This window comes from Bifidobacterium panos (genome assembly GCF_012932445.1).
Lineage (GTDB): Bacteria > Actinomycetota > Actinomycetes > Actinomycetales > Bifidobacteriaceae > Bifidobacterium > Bifidobacterium panos.
This window is the reverse complement of record NZ_JAAIIJ010000006.1, coordinates 14,690-34,576: the sequence shown is the minus strand read 5'-3', so window position 1 is coordinate 34,576 and position 19,887 is coordinate 14,690. Positions and strand designations below refer to the sequence as shown.

The following is a 19,887-nucleotide window of genomic DNA, read 5'->3' as shown; positions in this document are numbered from 1 at the left end:
CAACAGACCTCAGCAGACCATCGACTGCTCGATCTCCTCCAGAGACTTGCCCTTGGTTTCCGGCACGAAACGCATCACGAAGGGAATCGACAGCACTGCGAATACGGCGAAGATGGCGAATGGGCCGCCCACGTTGTTGCGGAAGACGGCAAGCAACACCAAAAAGAATTGAGAGACGACGAAGTTGCCCACCCAGTTGGCCGCCGAACCGAACGAACTGCCGATGCCGCGCACGGACAGCGGGAAAATCTCACCGATCAGCACCCACGCGATCGGCCCCCAAGAAAGGGCGAATCCGAGAATATAAACGCCAATCAGCACCATCGTGGGCATGGCAAGCAGGGTTACATTCCCGGCGAAATTCATCACGGACAGCACGATGAGCGAGACGGCCATCACCACGGAACCGAACACCAGCAGCGCCTTGCGCGGGAATTTATCCATAACCAACACAGCGATGATGGTGGCGAGGAAATTCACCACGCCGATGCCCACGGACACCCAGATGGCCTCGTGTTCGCCGAAACCGAACCCTTTGATGAATACTTGCGGCAGGAAATAAATCACCGAATTGATGCCGACGAACTGCTGGAACAGCATCAGACCCACAGCCGCGAGCAGGGCCGGACGCGCGATGCGGAACAGTTCTTTGATGCCGCCCTTGGTGTCTTGCGCGGCGACCGCCTTGATATCGTCGAGTTCCAGTTGAATCTGCGCTTGATCGACATCGCTGCGAATCAGCGTGAGCACTTTGAAAGCATTGCGTTCGTCGCCTTTGCTCACCAAATAGCGCGGGGATTCCGGCAGCATCAGGCCGCCAATGAGCAGCAGCAAGGCCGGAATCAGCGCGGATCCCAGCATCCAGCGCCAGTCGGAGATAACCGCGATATGGCGCCCCAGGAAGCCGAGGTTCGAAGCGTAGGCCAAGAGGATGCCGAGCGTGACCATGAGCTGGAACAATGTGGACAACGAACCGCGACGCTCCTTGAGTGCGAGCTCGGCCAGATAGGCCGGAGTCAGGGCGGAGGCGGCGCCGACCGCCAGGCCAAGGATGATGCGGGCCACCACCATCATGACGAAACCGGTGGCCGAAGCGCACAGTGCGGATCCCAGCAGGAACAGGAACGCCGAGATGATGAGCAGTTTCTTGCGGCCAAAGCGATCCGACAGCGCGCCAATGGACAGCGCGCCAATGCATGAACCGATCAGCACCGACGATGTGATGAAGCCGGTTTGCGCGACGTTGAGCTGGAAGTGGGATTCGATCAGCGGCGAGACGCCGGAAATGATGCCCGTGTCAAAGCCGAACAGCATGCCGCCTAAAGCGCCGAATGTGAAAATAAAGCCATTGTTCAGCGGGAACCGAGTGGAAAACCCACGTTCGAGATCTTTCTCAACCTGCTCAAGTGGGGTGTTGTTCGTAGCAGCCATGCCCGATCCTTTCCTCAACATCATTGTTATTGCCTCAGTGGAGCACGCGAAGATAGTGCGTCTTTCGACTTTAACGTTTTGTTATAGGGATAGCTGGCGTTACGCCAACAACGAACACGGCACTAAGTATAGCGGAATATCCGTTTGGTGTCACGGTTGCTTTCGTTTGCAAAACAACGGGCGTATTTCGGTTACGCAAACGCTGGAAACTCAAGCAGTATCAACGATTGCTTTCGTTTGCAAAACGACGGGCTGCGAAGAAGTCGGCGAGCGCGGCGGCACATTCCTCCTGCCTGATGCCGCCGAACACTTCGGGGCTGTGGCCGATATGCGGGTCGCGCGGGATGTCCCACACGGAGCCGCATGCGCCGAGTTTGGGGTCCCATGCGCCGAAGACGATGCGGCCGATGTGAGTTGCGACACATGCTCCCGCGCACATCGGGCAGGGTTCCAGCGTGACGACCAGCGTGCAGTCGGCCAGGTTCCAGCCGCGTTCGCTTCGTTGTGCGGCGAGCGAAGCGACGCCGCCGCCGACACGCGCACCGGCTTGACCGGCGGCCTGGCGCATGGCGATGATTTCGGCGTGCGCAAGCGGGTCCCCTTCGGCTTCACGGGTGTTATATCCCTCACCAATCAGCCGACCCCGGGCGTCCAGCACCACCGCGCCCACCGGCACGTCACCGGCACGGGCGGCCATGTCCGCCAGCACAAGGGCGCGTCTCATCGCCTCATCAACATTCATCATCTCCAACCCTAACCCAACACATCCCATGGCGCGGTGTTTCCCCCAAAACCACGCAACAAAAAACGTTGGAAAATAGCCAAAACCGCGCCATGGAAACACCGCGTCATGGAAACTGTGCAAAGGTGGGACGCAATGTAACGCTTTCCTGACGGGTTTTTTGTACTGTGGAGAGACAGCCCCTTTTCGTCTAGGTAAGGAAAACCGTGGCCGTTGTCGAACTGATTCTGTGCATCGTCGCCGCTGTGGTGCTCTCGTCGTTCCTCAGCCGTTTTATTCCCAAAGTGTCGACGCCGCTGGTGCAGATCGCGTTGGGTGCGGCGGGCGCGTGGCTGCCGTTCTTCCCCGCGGTCGAGCTTAATCCTGATGTGTTCATGGTGCTGTTCATCGCGCCGCTGTTGTATTTGGAAGCGCACGACATCGATAAAACCGAGCTGCTCAGATCGGTGAAACTCAGCCTGTCGCTGGCCATCGGGCTGGCCATCGCCACCATGGTGGCCGTGGGCTTCACCTTGAGCACCATCTGGCCGGCCATGCCACTGGCGGCGGCGCTGGCGTTGGGCGCGGCGCTCGGCCCCACCGACGCGGTGGCCGTCAGCTCCTTGGGCAAAGAGGCGTCGCTCTCTGCGCGTCAACGCAGTGTGCTCAAAGGCGAGTCGCTGTTCAATGACGCTTCCGGCATCGTCGGCTTCCAGTTCGCCATCGCGGCGGCGGTGACCGGCAAGTTCGCCGTGGGGGAGGCCACGGGCAAGTTCATCATCTCGTTCTTCGGTGGGGCGGCGTTCGGCCTGATTGTGGGCCTGGCGATCAACTGGGTGTTCGAGACCGTGCGTTTGCTCGGCTGGGAGAACACCACCACGCGCATTCTGATGGAATTGTTCTTGCCATTCCTGCTGTATGTGGGCGCGGAGGAGTTGCATGTTTCCGGCATTCTGTCGGTCGTCACCGCCGGGCTGCTGGTGCGTTTCGACCATACGGGCGTGGGGCCGAACGTGGCGCGCACCAATATCGTGTCGTCCAGTGTGTGGGGCGTGCTGTCGTTCACGTTGAACGGCGCGGTGTTCATTCTGTTGGGCATGTTGCTGCCCGGCGCAATGACGGCCAGTTGGTCCGATCCGGACGTGAACAACGGGCTGCTGTTGGGCATCATCGTGCTGGTGACCGCCGTGGTGATTGTGCTGCGGTTCCTGTGGGTTTCGCTGATGTTGCGCATCGCGCCCGATATCAAAACCGGCAAACGCCGCAAAATGACGGCGCAACGGTGGCGCTCGGCCGCGGTGATGACGTTCGGCGGGCCCAAAGGTGCCATCACGCTGTCGTTGATGCTCACCATTCCTTACATAATCGCTTCGGGCGATGCCTTCCCGATGCGCGACGAGCTGATTTTCATCGCCTCGGGCGTCATTGTGCTGACCTTGCTGCTCGCCAACTTCACCTTGCCGTTGCTCGCCCCGAACCGCGACAAGAACGGTTCCACCGAATTGAGCGAAATCACCATCGAAGTGCTGCGCCGCACGGTGGAGGAGCTCACCGGCCGCATCACGCCGCAGAACCGGCGGGCGGTGCTGATGGTCATCGATTCCTATACCAAGCGCATCGGCCGACTGAAGATGCGCACCGGCATGGTCGATGCCGCGGGCTACGAACAGTTGCAAATCCAGGCGCTGCACTGGGAGAAGGAGTTCGTGCGCGACAAGCTGGCCGCAATCAAGGCCAATCCGGCCCCCACCAAAGCGGAGCAGGAACTGAACGTGGAGGCTTGCGAACGCATTCTCGATCAGGTCATGAACTCGTTGCGTCACATCGAGACGAATCGCAAATCGGGGCATGCCGTCTCGCAGATCCGCGGTCGTCTGCGCGGCTTGCAGCATCGAAGCATGAACCTTGCCAAGCGCGCCGCCAACCGCATCCGCCGCACCACGCCGTTGGTGAGCGAGAGCGAAATCACGGCCCGCACGCTCGCGCTGCAGGCTCAGGCCATCGAATACGTCATTCAGCGCCTGGGCGAGGAGATGAGCCGCGACACCTACAATACGGAGTTCTGTTCGGCGCTGATTCTCGACTACCGCCGCGCGGAAGCGTCCCTGAAGGCGCGGCCGGACGTGGAAAGGAGTACGGAAGCGGCTGACCTGGCAATGGAGATCAAGAAGGAAAGCTACGGCATCGAGCTCGGTGTGGTGCAGGACATGCTTCAGGCCGGCGACATCACCCGCGCCCAAGCCAAGGCCCTGCGCCGCAACATCTATGTGATGCAAGTCGACGCCGATTCCGGCATTTAGTCCGTTGGAGTCTTAAGCACCCTGCTCACTTTGACTTGCAAAAAGTGTTGATATCAACGTTTTATGTAAGTGCAGAAAACAGGGCGACCATGCGACCGCCGTCACATCAAGCCGCGCATACAGACCGTCCAGTTAACTGGACGGTTTTGCTATAATTACGAAAATCGTCCAGTTAACTGATAGGTTTTAGAGGTTTGGGAGGTGGCGCATGATTGCAGGAACGAACCGTCTCACCCCGCGCCCGCACTACACGCAATGGCTGGAGCGGTGGCGCGACAAAGACGTCATCAAAGTGATCACCGGCCTGAGGCGCTGCGGCAAATCCACAATCCTCGAACTATTCCGCAATCAACTGCAGGGCGAAGGCGTGGGTAGCGAGCGCATCCTCTCCATCAACTTCGAAAGCATGGAACGCCAATACCCCACCGAGCCGCAGGAACTCTACGACTACATCGTCAAACGACTGCAGTCGCACGTGGTGAATTACGTATTCCTCGACGAAATACAGCATGTGGAGCATTTCGAGCGTGCCATAGACGGTCTGTATGTGCGCGACGATGTGGATTTGTATATCACCGGATCCAACGCGAATCTGCTTTCCAGCGAACTCGCCACATTGCTTACGGGTCGTTACGTTGAGCTGCGAATGCTTCCCCTTTCTTTTGCGGAATATCGTTCGGTGCGCGCCGCAGATTCGCCCACCACCGCGGCGGCTATGGAAAGCGACTTCGACGCGTATCTCAACTACGGCGGGCTGCCGTACGCGGCCATGCTCGACAACGAGCAGGATATCGCCGATTATCTTGGCGGCGTGTTCAACACCATCCTGATGGCCGACATCGCCCAGCGAAACCCCCGCATGGATATGCGCGCGTTCAACGACACGGCCAGTTTTCTGGCGGACAACATCGGCAATCGCGTGTCGCTCAAGCGAATCGCCGGCGCCATGAACGCCAGCGGGCGGCGCATCTCGCCCACCACCGTCAGCGGATACGTCGACGCGATGACCAGAAACTATCTGCTCTTCCGCGCGGGACGATACGACCTGCAAGGCAAAGGCTATCTCGCCACTGAAGAGAAGCTCTATCTTGGCGACTTGGGCTTGCGCTTCTGGCTGCTCGGCAAACAGCAGGGAGATCTTGGCCATCGCATCGAGAATGTGGTGTATCTGGAACTGTTGCGGCGATACACCAACGTATCCATCGGCAAGTGGGGCACGAAAGAGGTTGATTTCGTCGCCACGGATTCGCAGCGCACGCATTATTACCAAGTGGCGCAAACCGTGCTCGACCCGTCCACCCTGGAACGGGAGCTGGCGCCGCTGCAGGCATTGCAGGACAACCATCCCAAAACGCTGCTCACGCTCGACCGCATGGGCTTGGGTGACTACCAAGGCATCAAACACATCAATCTGCTCGATTGGCTGACAAACCAAGCCTGATCTACCGCACCTCGCCCCCTAAGCCATAACCCAAAAGCAATAAAGACCAAAAAAGCCCCGCCATCTGAGCGTTAGAGCTTCAGTGCATTCCTATCGAGCAGGAAATCGTACACATTCATCATCAGGATGCCATTTTCGTTGTAATGCGGCTCAAACCCCTCCTTGGTGATGATTACTTTCCTGAATGAATCGTCAACCTTCATCAGCGACGTCTGTTCCTGCTGCAGTTTCTCGCGGTCAGGCAAGGCGAGTGCCGACTGAATGTAGCATCGTTCGCTGCCGCTGTTGCACACGAAGTCAATCTCATACGTCGCGCGCCGCCACTTTCCGTCGGCGTCCTTGCGCTGAGCGGGCACGACTCCCACATCGACCCCGTAACCGCGGCCACGCAACTCGTTGTAGATGATGTTTTCGAGAAGATGGGTCTCCTCGAATTGGCGGAAGTTCATGCGGGCGTTGCGCAACCCGGTGTCGATGGCATAATATTTCGCATCCGCGCCGATGTACCTGCGTCCCTTGACGTCATAGCGCACGGCCTTTTCGAAGAGAAACGAGTCTTCAAGATAACTCAGGTATTTCTCGACGGTCTGACGGGAAATCGTGCAATGTGCGCTGCTTTTGAAAGTGTTGGCGATTTTCGTCGGATTGGTCAGTCCGCTGATGTTCGAGCACAATACGTTGACGAGCTGTTCGAGATCGCTTGAGTACTGGACGCCGTTGCGTTCGATGATATCGGCAATGTAGGTCTCGTTGAACACATTGGAAAGATAATCGGTTTTTCGTTTCATGTCCTTGCGCATGGCGACGGCCGGCAAGCCTCCATACATGGCATATTCCGTATACCCGTCACGCTTATCGCCCTCATATCCTTCCATAAATTCGGAAAAACTCAGCGGGCGCATGGCGATTTCGTCACCGCGCCCCCTGAACTCGGTCACGATGTCCTTCGAGAGCAAGCGAGCATTACTGCCCGTCGCGTACACATCCACATTGCCCATGTGGATAAGCTCGTTGAGGACTTCAGTAAAACTGCCCAACAATTGCACTTCATCGAGCAATATGTAATATCTGTCGCTATCCGTGATCGCTTTGTCGATGAAGTCGAGGAAAACTTTCGGATCGCGGTATTCCTTACTGCGGTAGCCGTCAAAGTCCATCTCGATAATACGTTCGCGCGGAATGCCTGAATCAAGAAGATACCGCTTGAAAATGGTGTTGAGCAGGTATGACTTGCCGCACCTGCGAATACCGGTGATGATCTTGACCTGATCCGACCCCATGCCGGCGATAAGTTTTTCAAGATATTCCTTGCGCGCATACTCCACGAAGCGGCTCCTTGCAAAAAGTGTTGATATTTACATATTTTGCAACTCAAGTATAGCTTGCGTTGAAGCCGTTTATTCTTACTTCACTTACAAAAAGTGTTGATATCAACGTTTTTTGTAACTGAAGAAAGCAGAGCGAGCGGCGCTGACCAACGCTGACCGACGTTACAAAAGAAAACCCCGGTGGCGAACCACCGGGGCCAGAGAAAGGAGAGAAGAAGAATGGTTCAATTATCGGAACTTGCGCTCCCGTCGGCTGCTGCTGACAATTACTAGATAACCATGTGATTCTGTGTTTAACGCTGGGTTTATCTGATAACTTCCTGAAAATCGTGTTCGTTGGGTGCGGGCACTAGACTTGACGGAAGTATCGTTTAACCACAATATCGTTTGCGCGTGTGAGGAGCTTGTATGCTGCTATCCGATCATGACATTCTGGCCGCACATGACGAAGGGCATATTTCACTTGACCCTTGGACGCCTGAAATGGTTCAGCCTGCTTCGATCGACGTGCGGCTCGACCATTTTTTCCGTCTGTTCAACAACCACGCCTACACCTATGTCGACCCTGCGGAAAACCAGGGCGCGCTCACCGAGCAATTCGAGGTGAAGACGGATGAACCGTGGATTTTGCACCCGGGCGAGTTCGCGCTCGGTTCCACTTGGGAATATGTCAAGCTCGACGCGAGCGTGGCCGCGCGCTTGGAGGGCAAGAGCTCGTTGGGGCGGTTGGGCATTCTCACCCACTCCACGGCCGGCTTCATCGACCCGGGTTTTGAAGGGCACATCACGCTGGAGCTTTCCAACGTGTCGACGTTGCCGGTGAAGTTGTGGCCGGGCATGAAGATCGGCCAGATGTGCTTTTTCCGGCTCAGCTCGCCGGCCGAGCACCCCTATGGTTCGGCGGGCACCGGCTCGCATTATCAAGGCCAGCGCGGGCCGACGCCGAGCCGTTCCTACGAGCATTTCTATCGCGCGCAGATTACCGACTGACAGACAATCGACGTATCGCCGGCCGAGGGGGATTGGGCGCGCAAGGGTTTCGCGCGGCACCTCCCGTTAGTGGGAGGACGAGGCTGGCTGGTGACAATAAGCAACAATATAAACAGAACGAATAAGGAGAGCTGACATGAGCGATTCGACGGGCGAATTCCATTTCGATTTCCAAAACAACCACAATGAGGATGAGCAGCCGACTGCCGCGATCAATCCGGCGGGCAATGCCGCGTCCGACTCCCAGCCGACACAGGCGTTCCAGCCGACACAAGCATTCCAGCAAACCCAGGCGTTCCAGCCGACACAAGCGTTCGGCGCGGCTCAGAATACTGAAGCAACACAGGCATTCCAGCCGAATCAGGCGTTTGGTGCCGCTCAGAATGCCCAGCCGACGCAGGTGTTCCGGCCGGAGCCGACGCGCGCGACGGCGGGGACCACGGCGCGTCCAGTGACCATGCCGCCTGCAATCCGGCCGCAGGAAAACGACGGCAATAACGGGCAGACCGGCAAGAAGAAGCCGGCGAAATGGAAGATCGTCGCGATTGTAGTGGCCGTGATCGCGGTGATTGCAATCGCCATCGGCGTGGTGAAGTTCTTCGGTGCCAACAGCGACAAAGCCGCCTATGCTTCCTGCACGAGCGCGCAATCGTCATATAAGAAGGCCATCAAGGAACTGAAGGCCTCGGCGACTCAGGCGAAGCAGAACACCCCGGCCGCCGGCGATGTTAAGGACGCGAATACGCTGACCAATCTCAATAAGGCCATCAGCGACGCGGATTCCATCACCACCGATGCCGTTTGCGTGGCGGACAAGACTGCGGACGAACTCAACACGAACACCTCGAAGTTCAAGGATGCCACCAAAGAGGCCAATGAACAGAAGAACACCATCGAGCAGGCGCTTGAGGCAGTGAACAAGAGCAAGAGCACGAAAAGCGCCGACGCGCTGAAGAGCGAGCTCACCTCCGCGATCAGCGAAGCGCAGAAAACGCTGAATGATTCGGCGGGCAAGGTGGCCGACGAGAGCACGCGCAATACGCTGCAAAGCGCGATCAGCAACGCGAATAACGTGGCCGGTCAGTCGAGCCCGTCGCAGGCGGATGTGAACAACGCCAAGTCGCAACTGCAAAAAGCGGTGTCGGACGTGAACGCCTCAATCAGCACCAAACAGCAGGCTGATGCCGATAAGACCGCGGGAGACACGTCCGGTAAGAGTACGACGAACAAGGATAGCAATAGCAATAATAGCAACAGTAACAGCAGCGGGAACAGCAACAGCAATAGCAACAGCAAAGACAGTAACAGCAGCAACAGCGGTAGCAACAGCAGCGGGAACAGCGACTCCAGCAGTACGACGAACAAGAACAGCACCACGAATAAAAACAACAGCTGACACACTGTTCGATACGAACAAGCGGCTCACGACCTCGACTTAACAGGTTGTGAGCCGCTTGCTTGTGTAGGCCAGGCCTAGCGGCGTGCAGCCATCGCCCGCAGAACGCATTTGCGCAGTTCGGAGGCGACGAGCACGAAAGCGGCCAGGCCGACGCACTCCAGCCACGCCATGGGCGACAGCGGTGTGGTGCCGAACGCCGTGTTGAGGAACGGCACGTAGATCACCACCAGTTGCAACACCACGGACAGCCCGATTGCGCCCCACAACCATCGGTTCGAGAACAGCCCGATGAATGCCGACTGCAAGTGGCTGCGCGAGGCGAGCGCGTTGAACAACTGCGCGAATACGAGGATGGTGAAGCCCATGGTGCGCGCCTCGACCATCTGCGCCTCGTGGCCGAGTGCGCCGATGGAGCGGTCGGTGAACAGGCCGCCGCTTAAGTGCATATCCATGCCGATGAGCGTGACGGCTGCCATGACGAAGCCGATGAAAAGGATATCGCCCCACATGGCGGCGTCAATCACGCGCTCGTTGGTTTTGCGCGGGGAGCGGCGCATCACGTCCTCGGTTTGCGGGTCGACGCCCATGGCGAGCGCGGGTGCCGCGTCGGTGAGCAGGTTGATCCACAGCAGCTGGGTGGCGAGCAACGGCACGGTGACGCCGCTGACGCCTGGTTGGGTGATGCCGAGCCAGCCGGCCAACACCACGCCGAAGAACACGGTGAACACTTCGCCCACATTGGAGCTGAGCAGATAGCGCAGGAACTTGCGGATATTGTCGAAGATCACGCGGCCTTCGCGCACGGCGGCGACGATGGTGGAGAAGTTGTCGTCCGCGAGGATCATCGTGGCGCTTTGCTTGGTGACTTCGGTGCCGGTGATGCCCATGGCCACGCCGATGTCCGCGGTTTTGACGGCCGGGGCGTCGTTGACGCCGTCGCCGGTCATGGCCACGATGTTGCCTTGGCGTTGCAGGGATTCGACGATGTTGAGCTTGTGCTCGGGGGCGACGCGCGCGAACACGGATGTCGTGGCGGTGGCGCGGTCGAAAGCCGCTTGATCGCCGGCGAGCTGGTCAAGCTGATCGCCGGTGAGCGCCGTGCCGTCTTTGCCGATGATGCCCAAGTCGCTTGCAATGCGCGCGGCGGTGAGCGGGTGGTCGCCGGTGATCATCACCGTGCGAATGCCGGCGCGGTGCGCCTCGGCCACCGAATCACGCACCTCGACGCGCGGCGGATCGATGATGCCGACCATGCCGGCCCAGATCATGTCGGTTTCGATTGCATCGCTTTGTTCGGCGATATCCGCGATCTGCCCCGCGGCATTGGTGAGGATGCCCGGCACTTCGGCCAGCGAGTTCGTTTCCAGCGGACGATACGCCTGGCCGAGCGTGCGGTAGGCTTCGCCGGAAAGCCGCTCCACACTCGCGAGAATCGTCTGACGGTCGCCTTCGGTCAACGGGCGGACGGCACCGGCGACGGCAACGCGCGTGCAATAGCCGAGCAGCACGTCGGGCGCACCTTTGGCGAACACCGTCAGCTTGCCGGCATCGGCGCTGTCTTTGGCGATCACCGACATGCGCTTGCGTTCCGAGGTGAACGGAATCTCCGCCACGCGTTGGAAATTCGCCATTCTGCGATCGGCTTTCACCTTGCGCGCGGCCACGATAAGCGACACTTCGGTGGGGTCGCCGACGGCTTGCCAGGATCCATCGCTTTCACGCAACTCACCGTCATTGGCCAGCACACCCGCACCAAGCGTGGCCAACACCTCCGTTTTCAAGCCCTGCGCGACTGCGGAATTATCATCGCCGCCAACCATAGCCATACGCCCCTCGGGCGCATAGCCGGTGCCGGTGATCTGCACTTCGCCGCTCGGCGTGACCACGCGCTCGACGGTCATCTCGTTGCGCGTCAACGTGCCGGTTTTATCCGAACAAATCACCGAAGCGGAGCCCAACGTCTCCACCGAATGCAACTTCTTGACGATGGCATGGTGCGCGGCCATGCGTTGCACCCCGAGCGCGAGCACCACGGTGAGAATCGCGGCCAGTCCTTCCGGCACCGCGGCGACGGCCAGCGACACAGCCAGCAGCAGCGACTCGATGACGTCGTGCACATCGCCGAAACCTTCCATAATGGCGAGCGCGGCCAGCACCACCAAGGCGATGGCGCACACGGCCAAACCCAGCACTTTGGAGACGTAATCCATCTCCTTTTGCAGCGGGGTTTTCTCACCATCCGCAGCGGAAAGCAGGTCGGCGATTTTGCCGACCTGGGTGTTCATGCCGGTGCCGGTGACGATGGCGCGACCGGTGCCTTGGGTGATGGAGGTGCCGTTGAACACCATGTTGGCGCGGTCGCCAAGCGCCTTCGCTTCGGCCAGCGTGTCCGGTTTTTTGCCCACGGCGACGCTTTCGCCGGTCAGGCTCGCTTCGGCCACGCGCAGGGACGCGGCGGCAAACAAGCGCGCGTCCGCCGAGACGGAATCGCCTTCGCCGAGCACGATCACGTCACCCGGCACCACGTCGGTGGTGTTGATATGGCTGATCACCCCGTCTCGCAACACATTGGTTTGCGGCGCAGTCATTTGGGCGAGCGCCTCGACGGCCTGTTCGGCTTTGGCTTCCTGAATGTAGCCGAGCACGGCGTTGACGATGAGGATGAGCACGATGACGATGGCATCGAACGGCAGCGCTTCCCCGCCGGCCGCGCCAGGCTCGGCGTTCATGCGTTCGACGACCCAGGCGATTACCGAAATCACCGTGGCGGCGAGCAGTAGATAAACCAGCGGGTCCTTGAACTGTGCGAGGAACTTCTTCCATTTCGGCACCGGTGGCGCGCTGGCGAGTTCATTGGGGCCGAAGCGTTCAAGCCGACGTGCCGCTTCGGAAGCGCTTAAGCCCGTGCTTGGGTTCACATCGAGCGCCTGTGCGACGTCTTGGGCGTCGGTCAGTGAAGGGTCGGCGTCAAGCGAATAGGGGGAGGGGGCTTGTGGATGTTCGTTGGATTGCATCGATTCGATGCGAGAGGATTGATCATTGCTCTGACCAACCATGGTGATCTCCTTGAGAGCGCCGCGGAGTAGTCAACCCTCCTTGCGTTTGCTGCAGGGCTGCGCGGTTGTGGACGCCGGGGCGAACGCCTCGGCGCATGTTCTGCCATTATCCCACACACCGCTTCCCACACCGCGCCATGGTATGTGGTTATTTCACGCAGCACGTCGGTCAAGTGACCAGCGTTTGGCGCGGGGTGCTGGGACAATGAGGCGTATGGCAATGAAGAAAGGGCCGACCAAGGGGTCGGGTGGCAAACATCGCAACGCGCTTCGAGGCAAAGGGCCGACGCCGAAGGCCGAAGATCGCGTGTATCACAAGGCATACGCGGCCAAGAAAGCCGCCGACCGGCGCAAGATGGCCGACCCGCGGCTCGCGGCTCGTCGTCGCGCCGACAAGTTTGCTTCCGGCGACACCGCCGATTTGGTGTTCGGGCGCAATTCGGTGCTTGAGGCGTTGCGCGTGGGCGTGCCTTCGTCCGCGCTGTATATTCTTTCGCGCATTGAGCATGACGACCGCACCCGCGAAATCGTGAAAATCGCGGGGCTAAACGGCTTGCACATGCTGGAGGCCGACCGTCTGGAGATGGATCGCATCGCCAAATCCGGCAATCATCAGGGTGTGATTCTGAAGGTGCAACCCTATCAGTATTCCTCGCTGGCCGAGCTGGCGGATCGCGCCGAAAAGAAGGCGCGTGCGATGGAGGCGGCCAACTCCGAAGCCGCGCGCATCGCCGCACGTCCGCTGTTCATTGCGCTGGATGGTGTGACGGATCCGCAGAATCTGGGTGCGGTGATTCGTTCGGCGGCGGCTTTCGGCGCGAACGGCGTGATTCTGCCCGAGCGGCGTTCCGCCTCGGTGACGGCGGCGGCGTGGAAGGTCTCGGCCGGTGCGGCGGCGCATTTGCCGGTGTGTCGCGTTGTGAACCTCACCAAGGCGATTGAAAGTCTTAAGGAGCGCGGCTATTACACCGTGGGTCTCGACGGCGGCGGTGACACGATCGTGGGTGAAACCGGGTTTGAAACCGATCCGCTGGTGGTGGTGCTCGGCTCGGAAGGCAAGGGGTTGAGCCGTCTGGTGCGCGAAGCGTGCGATGCCATCGCGGGCATTCCGATTTCCAATCAGGTCGAGTCGCTCAATGCCTCGGTCGCCGCTGGCATCAGCCTGTATGCCGTGGCTGCTGTTCGCCGCAAGGCGGCAAGCTGAAAATCAGTCAGTGGCTCCATACTGCAGCATCGGGATCATCGTCGGGATCGTATCCGTCGTCGTCGGGGTCGTTGTAGGAGAATTCATCGTCGATGACGCCGGCATCGGCCTCTTCGAGCAGTGCGTCGATGTCTTTCTTGTCCAGCTTATAGTTGGGCAGCACGCTCCTGATGTAGCTTTTGACGGCCTCGGCCATCGGCACATCGTGACCGGCCTGCTCGGCTAAATACCAGCGATGCGTCAACACTTCGTGGAAGAACTGCGCCGGTTCGATCTGCGAACGGTATTCGCGCGGAATCATGCGCACCGTCGGCTCGAACACCTCGCGCATCCAATCGGTGGCGACGATCTCCAATTCCTCGCCTTCACGCCATGTGGAGGCACGATAGGCATCCAAATCGTTCAACAGGCGACGCGCCTGATTCTCCTGCACGTCGAGGCCGGTCAAACGCAGTAGCTTGCGCGAGGCATATCCGGCATCGACCACACGCGGCCGCACCAGCACGCGCTTGCCGTCCTCGGCGGTCTTCATCTCCAGCTCGTCCACGTCGAAGCCCAGTTCGTTGAGCTTGTCGACGCGCTTCTCGATCTTCCACATCTCGTCCGGTCTGAATTTGTCGGTGTCGGTCAGCGCACTCCACAGCGAATGGTAGCGGTCGACCAGCCGGTTGCCGACTTCGATTTCGTCCACTTCGCCGGGCAACAGTTGGCCGGAGGCGAGATCCATCAGTTCGCCGATGATGTTGGTGCGCGCCAGATCGATATCGTATTCGCGCTGGCCCTCGGTGAGATTCACCTGCAAATCGCCGGTTTCGGCGTCCACCAGCCACGCGGAGAACGCATCGGCGTCACGCAGGAACAGCACGTTCGACAGCGACACATCACCCCAATAAAATCCGCTCAAGTGCAGCCGAACCATCAGCACGGCCAACGCGTCAATCAGACGTTCCGCGGTGTCGGGGCGCAGGTTGCGCGCGAACAGGGCACGATATGGCAGGGAGAACTTCAGATGCTTGGTGACCAGAATCGCCTCCAGCGGATCGCCATTCCTGTCATGGCGACCGGTGACGACGGCGATTGGCGTGACGGCGGGCAGTTCGAGTTTCTGCACACGGCGCAAAATCTCATATTCGCGCTCGGCCATCTGCCGTGTGATTTCCTTCATCGCATAGACATCATCGCCCACATGCACGAAACGCACCACGTGGCGCGATATGCCGCGTGGCAGATTGGCCAGCAGATCTTTGGGCCAAGTGGCGAGCGGCTGATGCCAGGGCAACGTGAACATTTTCGGGTTTGAACTTGCGGCGGTGATGGTCAAAGCCTGCGGTTCGACGGAGTTATCGTGCTCATCCTCTGCGGTGACGGATGTGGCCTTTGCCGCTCGTGGGTCCAACTGCGATATATTCGAGGAAGCTTGCATCATGATCTCCAATTCTAACCATGCCACCACCCGATTCAGCCAAGAGCGGGGGAATGGCAAACAAAAGAAGCCCCGCTTCGTAGCGGGGCTTCTTCAACGAGACGGCTAGAGAGGAAGAGAAAACGTCTCGTTTAATGGTTGACCAAACCTGTTGCGGTTCAGCCAAGTATGGTATCGGCCACCCGTCGAACCAAAATCCGGCGGTTGGTCACTCGACTCAGTTCAGACGCAGCTCGGTCGACGGAGCGAACAGGTGCATCTTGGACGGATCGATCTTGATCTTGACGGTGTCGCCGACCTTCGGCAGCACACGCGGGTTCACACGAACCGTGGTGAGCTTGTTCTGGTCGGACATGACCTGAGCGGTCTCGGCGGCGGAACCATCGGTGATGATGTTGCCGTAGATGTAGCCGTCGGAACCCAGATCCTCGACGTTGATGACCTTCAGGGAGAAAGCGTTCGGGTCATTCGCGGGAGCGAGGTCGGCGTCTTCCGGACGGAAGCCGACGACAATCTGGTTATTGTCCTCAGCGGTCAACTTCTTGACGGCCTCAGTCGGCAGTTCGATGGTGTCCTCACCGATCTTCGCCTTGCCGTTGACCACCGGGTGCGTGTTGAGGTTCATCGACGGGGAGCCGATGAAGCCAGCGACAAAGACGTTGGCCGGACGATCGTACAGCTCGGTCGGAGCGCCGACCTGCTGCAGGATGCCCAGCTTGATGACGGCGATGCGATCGCCCATCGTCAGAGCCTCGGTCTGGTCGTGGGTCACGTACAGGGTGGTGACGCCCAGCTGACGCTGCAGAGCGGCAATCTGGGTACGGGTCTGCACACGCAGCTTCGCGTCCAAGTTGGACAGCGGCTCGTCCATGAGGAAGACCTTCGGCTTACGCACGATGGCGCGGCCCATGGCCACACGCTGACGCTGACCACCGGACAGAGCCTTCGGCTTGCGGTCGAGGTATTCCGTCAGGTCGAGAATCTTGGCGGCTTCCTCGACGCGCTTGCGAATCTCTTCCTTCGGAGTGCCGGCGATCTTCAGGGCGAAGCCCATGTTGTCGGCGACGGTCATGTGCGGATACAGCGCGTAGTTCTGGAACACCATGGCGATGTCGCGATCCTTCGGCTGCATGGTGGTGACATCCTTATCACCGATGCGGATGCTGCCCTTGTTCACTTCCTCAAGGCCAGCAAGCATGCGCAGGGTGGTGGACTTGCCGCAGCCAGACGGGCCGACGAGCACAAGGAACTCACCATCCTTGATGTTAAGATTCAGATCATCCACAGAGGGCTTGTCGTTGCCCGGGTAGATACGAGTGACGTGGTCGAAAACAACTTCTGCCATAATACAATCCTTTCAGAGGCAGGTACGTGCCTCACGATCCGTTGTAAAGGGATTACCTTGCTTCAATCTGTGTGCCGTCGAGCCGCATCTCTGCAACCTTCAAGCAAAGCGCAAACATCGGCGTTTACTTATTTGGTAGGTTCTTTGAGGATCCTCCCCATTGAGCCTGTTGCCCACTATACACGTCATATCCGACTCGTCAAGAACCCCCGGACTCAACGCGCCATATCGCTCATGTCTCCCACGAAGTGCGAACCAAGCAACGGCACGAGCTGTAAGACTTGGAGCCGGCCTCGGAGATGGCAAGCAGGATGAAAAGCAGCGTTTCCATGCGTGGGGCTATGCGTCATCGTTTGCGTTCATGCGGCACCTGATGTACTGTGAATACCAATAGTAGCCTCCAAGCCTCCTAACAGTGCTCAAACCCGGGGGCTCTTTATTTAGTTTAGGCCTATAGGAACCAAACGTGGTGCTTAAGACGCCCCCTTTGGCTAGTGGGCGTGTTCCTTGCGGATGTAGATTCCCGGTTCGCTGGGCGGGTCGTCGTGGTTGTTGGCTTGGATGCCGGTGTCGTAAGGGTTGCAAAGCGTCCCTGTGCAACCATATGTCTATTTCAGGTTCACCGCAGCGAAAGTCCGACACATCCAACGTGTCGTCAAGCCTGTCGATATGCGACCACAGTTCACCGCTCAAAACCAAGCCCCCAGTTTCAGTCGGCAAGGAGCGATTCTATCCACTCCGCGTCGTCGTTGGAGATGAACGTTCTGTCCGATACGTCGGCAAGATTCGGGATTGGCGCGGCATGATCCATATCCGGGTTCGCCTGAATCTCCGAATAGAAGTCGAGCATACTTTGCGGGGTTATGGTCTCGTTGAGGTTGACGTTCGCCCACGGGCGCTCCCGGTGGCTCATGTTCTCAAGACTGTCTCCCAGCCGCTGGTCGTCGGTTTCGTCGTACATGGCAAGCACCCTGTCCACCAAAGCGCGCTCCTCAAGAGACAAAGCGTCAGCGTCCCCACCCGTCACCTCACGGGGAAACACGTAATGCCGCCCCTGACAGTAGGGGGAAACCGTCTTGACCACGGGGCCATGCCGCCACGCCACAATCTCGTCGGGGAACAAAGCCCTGTTTTTAGCCACCAGCATCCACGATTGGCAGTAGTACAACAGTTTTTGAAGCGCGAACGCGGTGGTCATGTGACTGCGGGCGTCCCGCTGCTTGAGAATATATTTCGCCACATCAACAGCTTTAGCCATGCCCATCACCTCCAAAAACATACTGCAGAACAATGATATACGAAAAAGACTGACTTGCCGATAAGATAACCCATATCCATATATTTCTAGGTTCTGTTGGGGCGAATGCAGTGAGTGCAGTCGAAGGCACCTTCATCCCGCCGGCAAAAGATTTCTCCACTTGCTTTGCTCGGTCGAAATGACGGGGGCACTCGGCCGAAATGACAACTGACGTTCACTCGAAATGACAATAGATGGGCGAAGGGCGGCCAATTCCGGCATATTTAAGCAATCAGCAGAGCCGCTTTGAGCGATATATCCGGTGGACCGCCCTGAGCCTACTTTACGAATACGTCCTTGAACGAGCAGTTGCACGAGAGTCCGTTAATATCAGCAGATAGGGGGGATGCGGGAGTTTCAAGGTAGTCGAATACACGCATTCCGCCGCTTTTCATCTGCATCAAACCATCTTTTTTCTGCATCATTATAACGTCGGATGATGCAGAAACGGGACAGCTTGATTGCGTCGGGCAAACTCGGGGTCGTTTGGGTGGTATTTGTCGATTGTGCGGTGAAGTGACTGTCAATCCTCATGACCATTGGTTTGACTTGCAGGTGCTGTTGCTTCTGCCGCTGCGCGAGTATTAGTAGGGGATGTCGCGTTTTCGGGGGGTGCGGGAATGCAATCGTCGGTGGTATCAGCGGTAATGCTGACAGCGGAATTTTCGGTGGCCGGCGGGGACGGTGGTGAAGGCTGAACCGGCTGGGACGATTGGGACAGCTGAGCCGACTGGGACGACTGAACCGGCTGGGAAGGCTGGGACGCGGGGACGAGATCCCACGGTGCCCGGCGCGTGAACAGCGCGAACACAAACACGATGGCGAAACCATACAGGGCATATCGCAACCAAGGGCCGCCAACAATGGAACCTGTAATGAACATCACCACCATTGCACCAAGCACAATCGTGCGCAACGCGTAAAACATCGCGCGCAGCCAGCCGTGACGCTCGCGCGTTTCGATGGTCATATGGGTGAACATGCCACCGAGCGTCTGCCCGTGATGGGACAGCGGAATCAATAGCTCGAAAATCAGGAACGCGAGCGCGGCCGTGCTTGGCGCGACGGCATTCATCCAATCGATTCCCAGCGTGACAAGCCCGCCGAACAGCGTGAAATCGCCGTTGGGCAGCGGCTTGGCCAGGGCGTGGAAACCCAGCACGGCGCCCAACGTCAGCGGCATATAGACCAGCACCACGAACAGCATGTCGATGACGAACGTCACCGTGCGGTGCAGGGCGCCCGGCCTGGCGTTGACCTCATGGCGATCCGGCATGGCCGTGGGCGGGACCAGCACGCCGAACAGTTTCGCAACGCCGAACCCCACCAAGGCACCCAAGGTGTTGGTCATCAAATCGTTGACATCGAACTGACGATAGGCGCAGGGGTACAGCCCCCAGAAGCCGCTCAGTTGCGAGCTTTCAATGAGCAGCGATACGAGGAATCCCGCGGGGAGCACGGCCCACCAGCGCCAGCGCAGCCATCGGGTGAGCACGAAGCCGAGCGGCAGGAACAATACGATGTTCATCACCAGTTGCAACATGCCGTACAGGCCGCCGTTCTGCAGATCGGTGATGAATTGCAGGGGATTGAGTTGCGGCGCGTAGTCGCCGACATGTGCGGCGCAGAAGGCTTGCGGGTCGTCCGGCATGGGATAGAGCGTGAAGGCGAGAAGACCGAGCGCATACAGCACGGTGAGATAGGCCGCGGCCGCCGACAGGAAGCGCATGCGGTGATACCGGTGGTACAGACCGGCCAGAATCGGCAGCGTCAGCACCGCGGATATGAATGGCCACAGCAATACGGCGATGATGAACGATGTCGAAAAGTAACTCAGATACCCAAGCATGATTCCTCTGATTCCTCACTATAGTGAGTCGACAAGCGGGCGGGAAACCCCGAAAGCTGCGAAAGTAATGAAAGCCGCGAAAAACAACGCCACGCAAAAGACG

13 protein-coding genes are annotated in these 19,887 nt (G+C 58.8%); 5 read left to right on the top strand and 8 right to left on the bottom strand.

Going from position 1 to position 19,887, the window contains the following annotated elements:
* Window positions 1–9 precede the first annotated feature (9 nt).
* Both G1C94_RS02730 and G1C94_RS02725 read right to left on the bottom strand, forming a co-directional pair.
* Entirely contained in the window at window positions 10–1,431 is a 1,422-nt protein-coding gene (locus tag G1C94_RS02730; RefSeq protein WP_253902286.1) for a sugar porter family MFS transporter, read from the bottom strand.
* A gap of 220 nt (window positions 1,432–1,651) precedes the next feature.
* Window positions 1,652–2,173: a nucleoside deaminase gene (locus G1C94_RS02725; RefSeq protein ID WP_172144444.1), complete on the bottom strand. Its 522-nt coding sequence runs from the start codon at window positions 2,171–2,173 to the stop codon at window positions 1,652–1,654.
* Window positions 2,174–2,379: 206 nt separating this feature from the next.
* On the opposite strand from G1C94_RS02725, the gene G1C94_RS02720 reads away from it, so the two are divergent.
* Both G1C94_RS02720 and G1C94_RS02715 read left to right on the top strand, forming a co-directional pair.
* Entirely contained in the window at window positions 2,380–4,452 is a 2,073-nt protein-coding gene (locus G1C94_RS02720; protein WP_172144409.1) for a cation:proton antiporter, read from the top strand.
* 208 nt (window positions 4,453–4,660) lie between these two features.
* Window positions 4,661–5,893 carry an ATP-binding protein gene (locus G1C94_RS02715; RefSeq protein ID WP_172144408.1) on the top strand — a complete coding sequence of 411 codons (1,233 nt, stop codon included), beginning with the start codon at window positions 4,661–4,663 and terminating at the stop codon, window positions 5,891–5,893.
* A gap of 71 nt (window positions 5,894–5,964) precedes the next feature.
* Here the strand turns inward: G1C94_RS02715 and G1C94_RS02710 are convergent, their stop codons facing one another.
* Complete coding sequence (locus tag G1C94_RS02710) at window positions 5,965–7,218, bottom strand: ATP-binding protein (protein ID WP_335341204.1); 1,254 nt, start codon at window positions 7,216–7,218, stop codon at window positions 5,965–5,967.
* A 411-nt stretch (window positions 7,219–7,629) separates the two neighbouring features.
* Here G1C94_RS02710 and dcd point away from each other — a divergent pair, with 411 nt between their 5' ends.
* Window positions 7,630–8,211, top strand: coding sequence for a dCTP deaminase (gene dcd / locus G1C94_RS02705; protein ID WP_172144407.1), 582 nt, complete (start codon window positions 7,630–7,632; stop codon window positions 8,209–8,211).
* A gap of 136 nt (window positions 8,212–8,347) precedes the next feature.
* Window positions 8,348–9,607, top strand: coding sequence for an FIVAR domain-containing protein (locus G1C94_RS02700; RefSeq protein ID WP_172144405.1), 1,260 nt, complete (start codon window positions 8,348–8,350; stop codon window positions 9,605–9,607).
* Window positions 9,608–9,684: 77 nt separating this feature from the next.
* On the opposite strand, the gene G1C94_RS02695 is transcribed toward G1C94_RS02700, so the two are convergent.
* Window positions 9,685–12,624 carry a cation-translocating P-type ATPase gene (locus G1C94_RS02695; RefSeq protein WP_253902289.1) on the bottom strand — a complete coding sequence of 980 codons (2,940 nt, stop codon included), beginning with the start codon at window positions 12,622–12,624 and terminating at the stop codon, window positions 9,685–9,687.
* Between the two features lie 256 nt (window positions 12,625–12,880).
* On the opposite strand from G1C94_RS02695, the gene rlmB reads away from it, so the two are divergent.
* On the top strand, window positions 12,881–13,870 hold the full coding sequence (rlmB, locus tag G1C94_RS02690) for a 23S rRNA (guanosine(2251)-2'-O)-methyltransferase RlmB (protein ID WP_172144401.1): 990 nt from the start codon (window positions 12,881–12,883) through the stop codon (window positions 13,868–13,870).
* A 7-nt stretch (window positions 13,871–13,877) separates the two neighbouring features.
* On the opposite strand, the gene G1C94_RS02685 is transcribed toward rlmB, so the two are convergent.
* The 4 genes from G1C94_RS02685 to G1C94_RS02670 form a co-directional block, all read right to left on the bottom strand.
* The gene (locus G1C94_RS02685) at window positions 13,878–15,293 is read right to left on the bottom strand and encodes a DUF4032 domain-containing protein (protein ID WP_172144440.1); all 1,416 of its coding nucleotides are present in this window, start codon (window positions 15,291–15,293) and stop codon (window positions 13,878–13,880) included.
* Between the two features lie 217 nt (window positions 15,294–15,510).
* Complete coding sequence (locus tag G1C94_RS02680) at window positions 15,511–16,638, bottom strand: ABC transporter ATP-binding protein (protein ID WP_172144399.1); 1,128 nt, start codon at window positions 16,636–16,638, stop codon at window positions 15,511–15,513.
* 709 nt (window positions 16,639–17,347) lie between these two features.
* Window positions 17,348–17,896 carry a Panacea domain-containing protein gene (locus G1C94_RS02675; RefSeq protein WP_172144397.1) on the bottom strand — a complete coding sequence of 183 codons (549 nt, stop codon included), beginning with the start codon at window positions 17,894–17,896 and terminating at the stop codon, window positions 17,348–17,350.
* Window positions 17,897–18,458: 562 nt separating this feature from the next.
* On the bottom strand, window positions 18,459–19,784 hold the full coding sequence (locus tag G1C94_RS02670; RefSeq protein WP_172144395.1) for a VanZ family protein: 1,326 nt from the start codon (window positions 19,782–19,784) through the stop codon (window positions 18,459–18,461).
* Window positions 19,785–19,887: the final 103 nt, after the last annotated feature.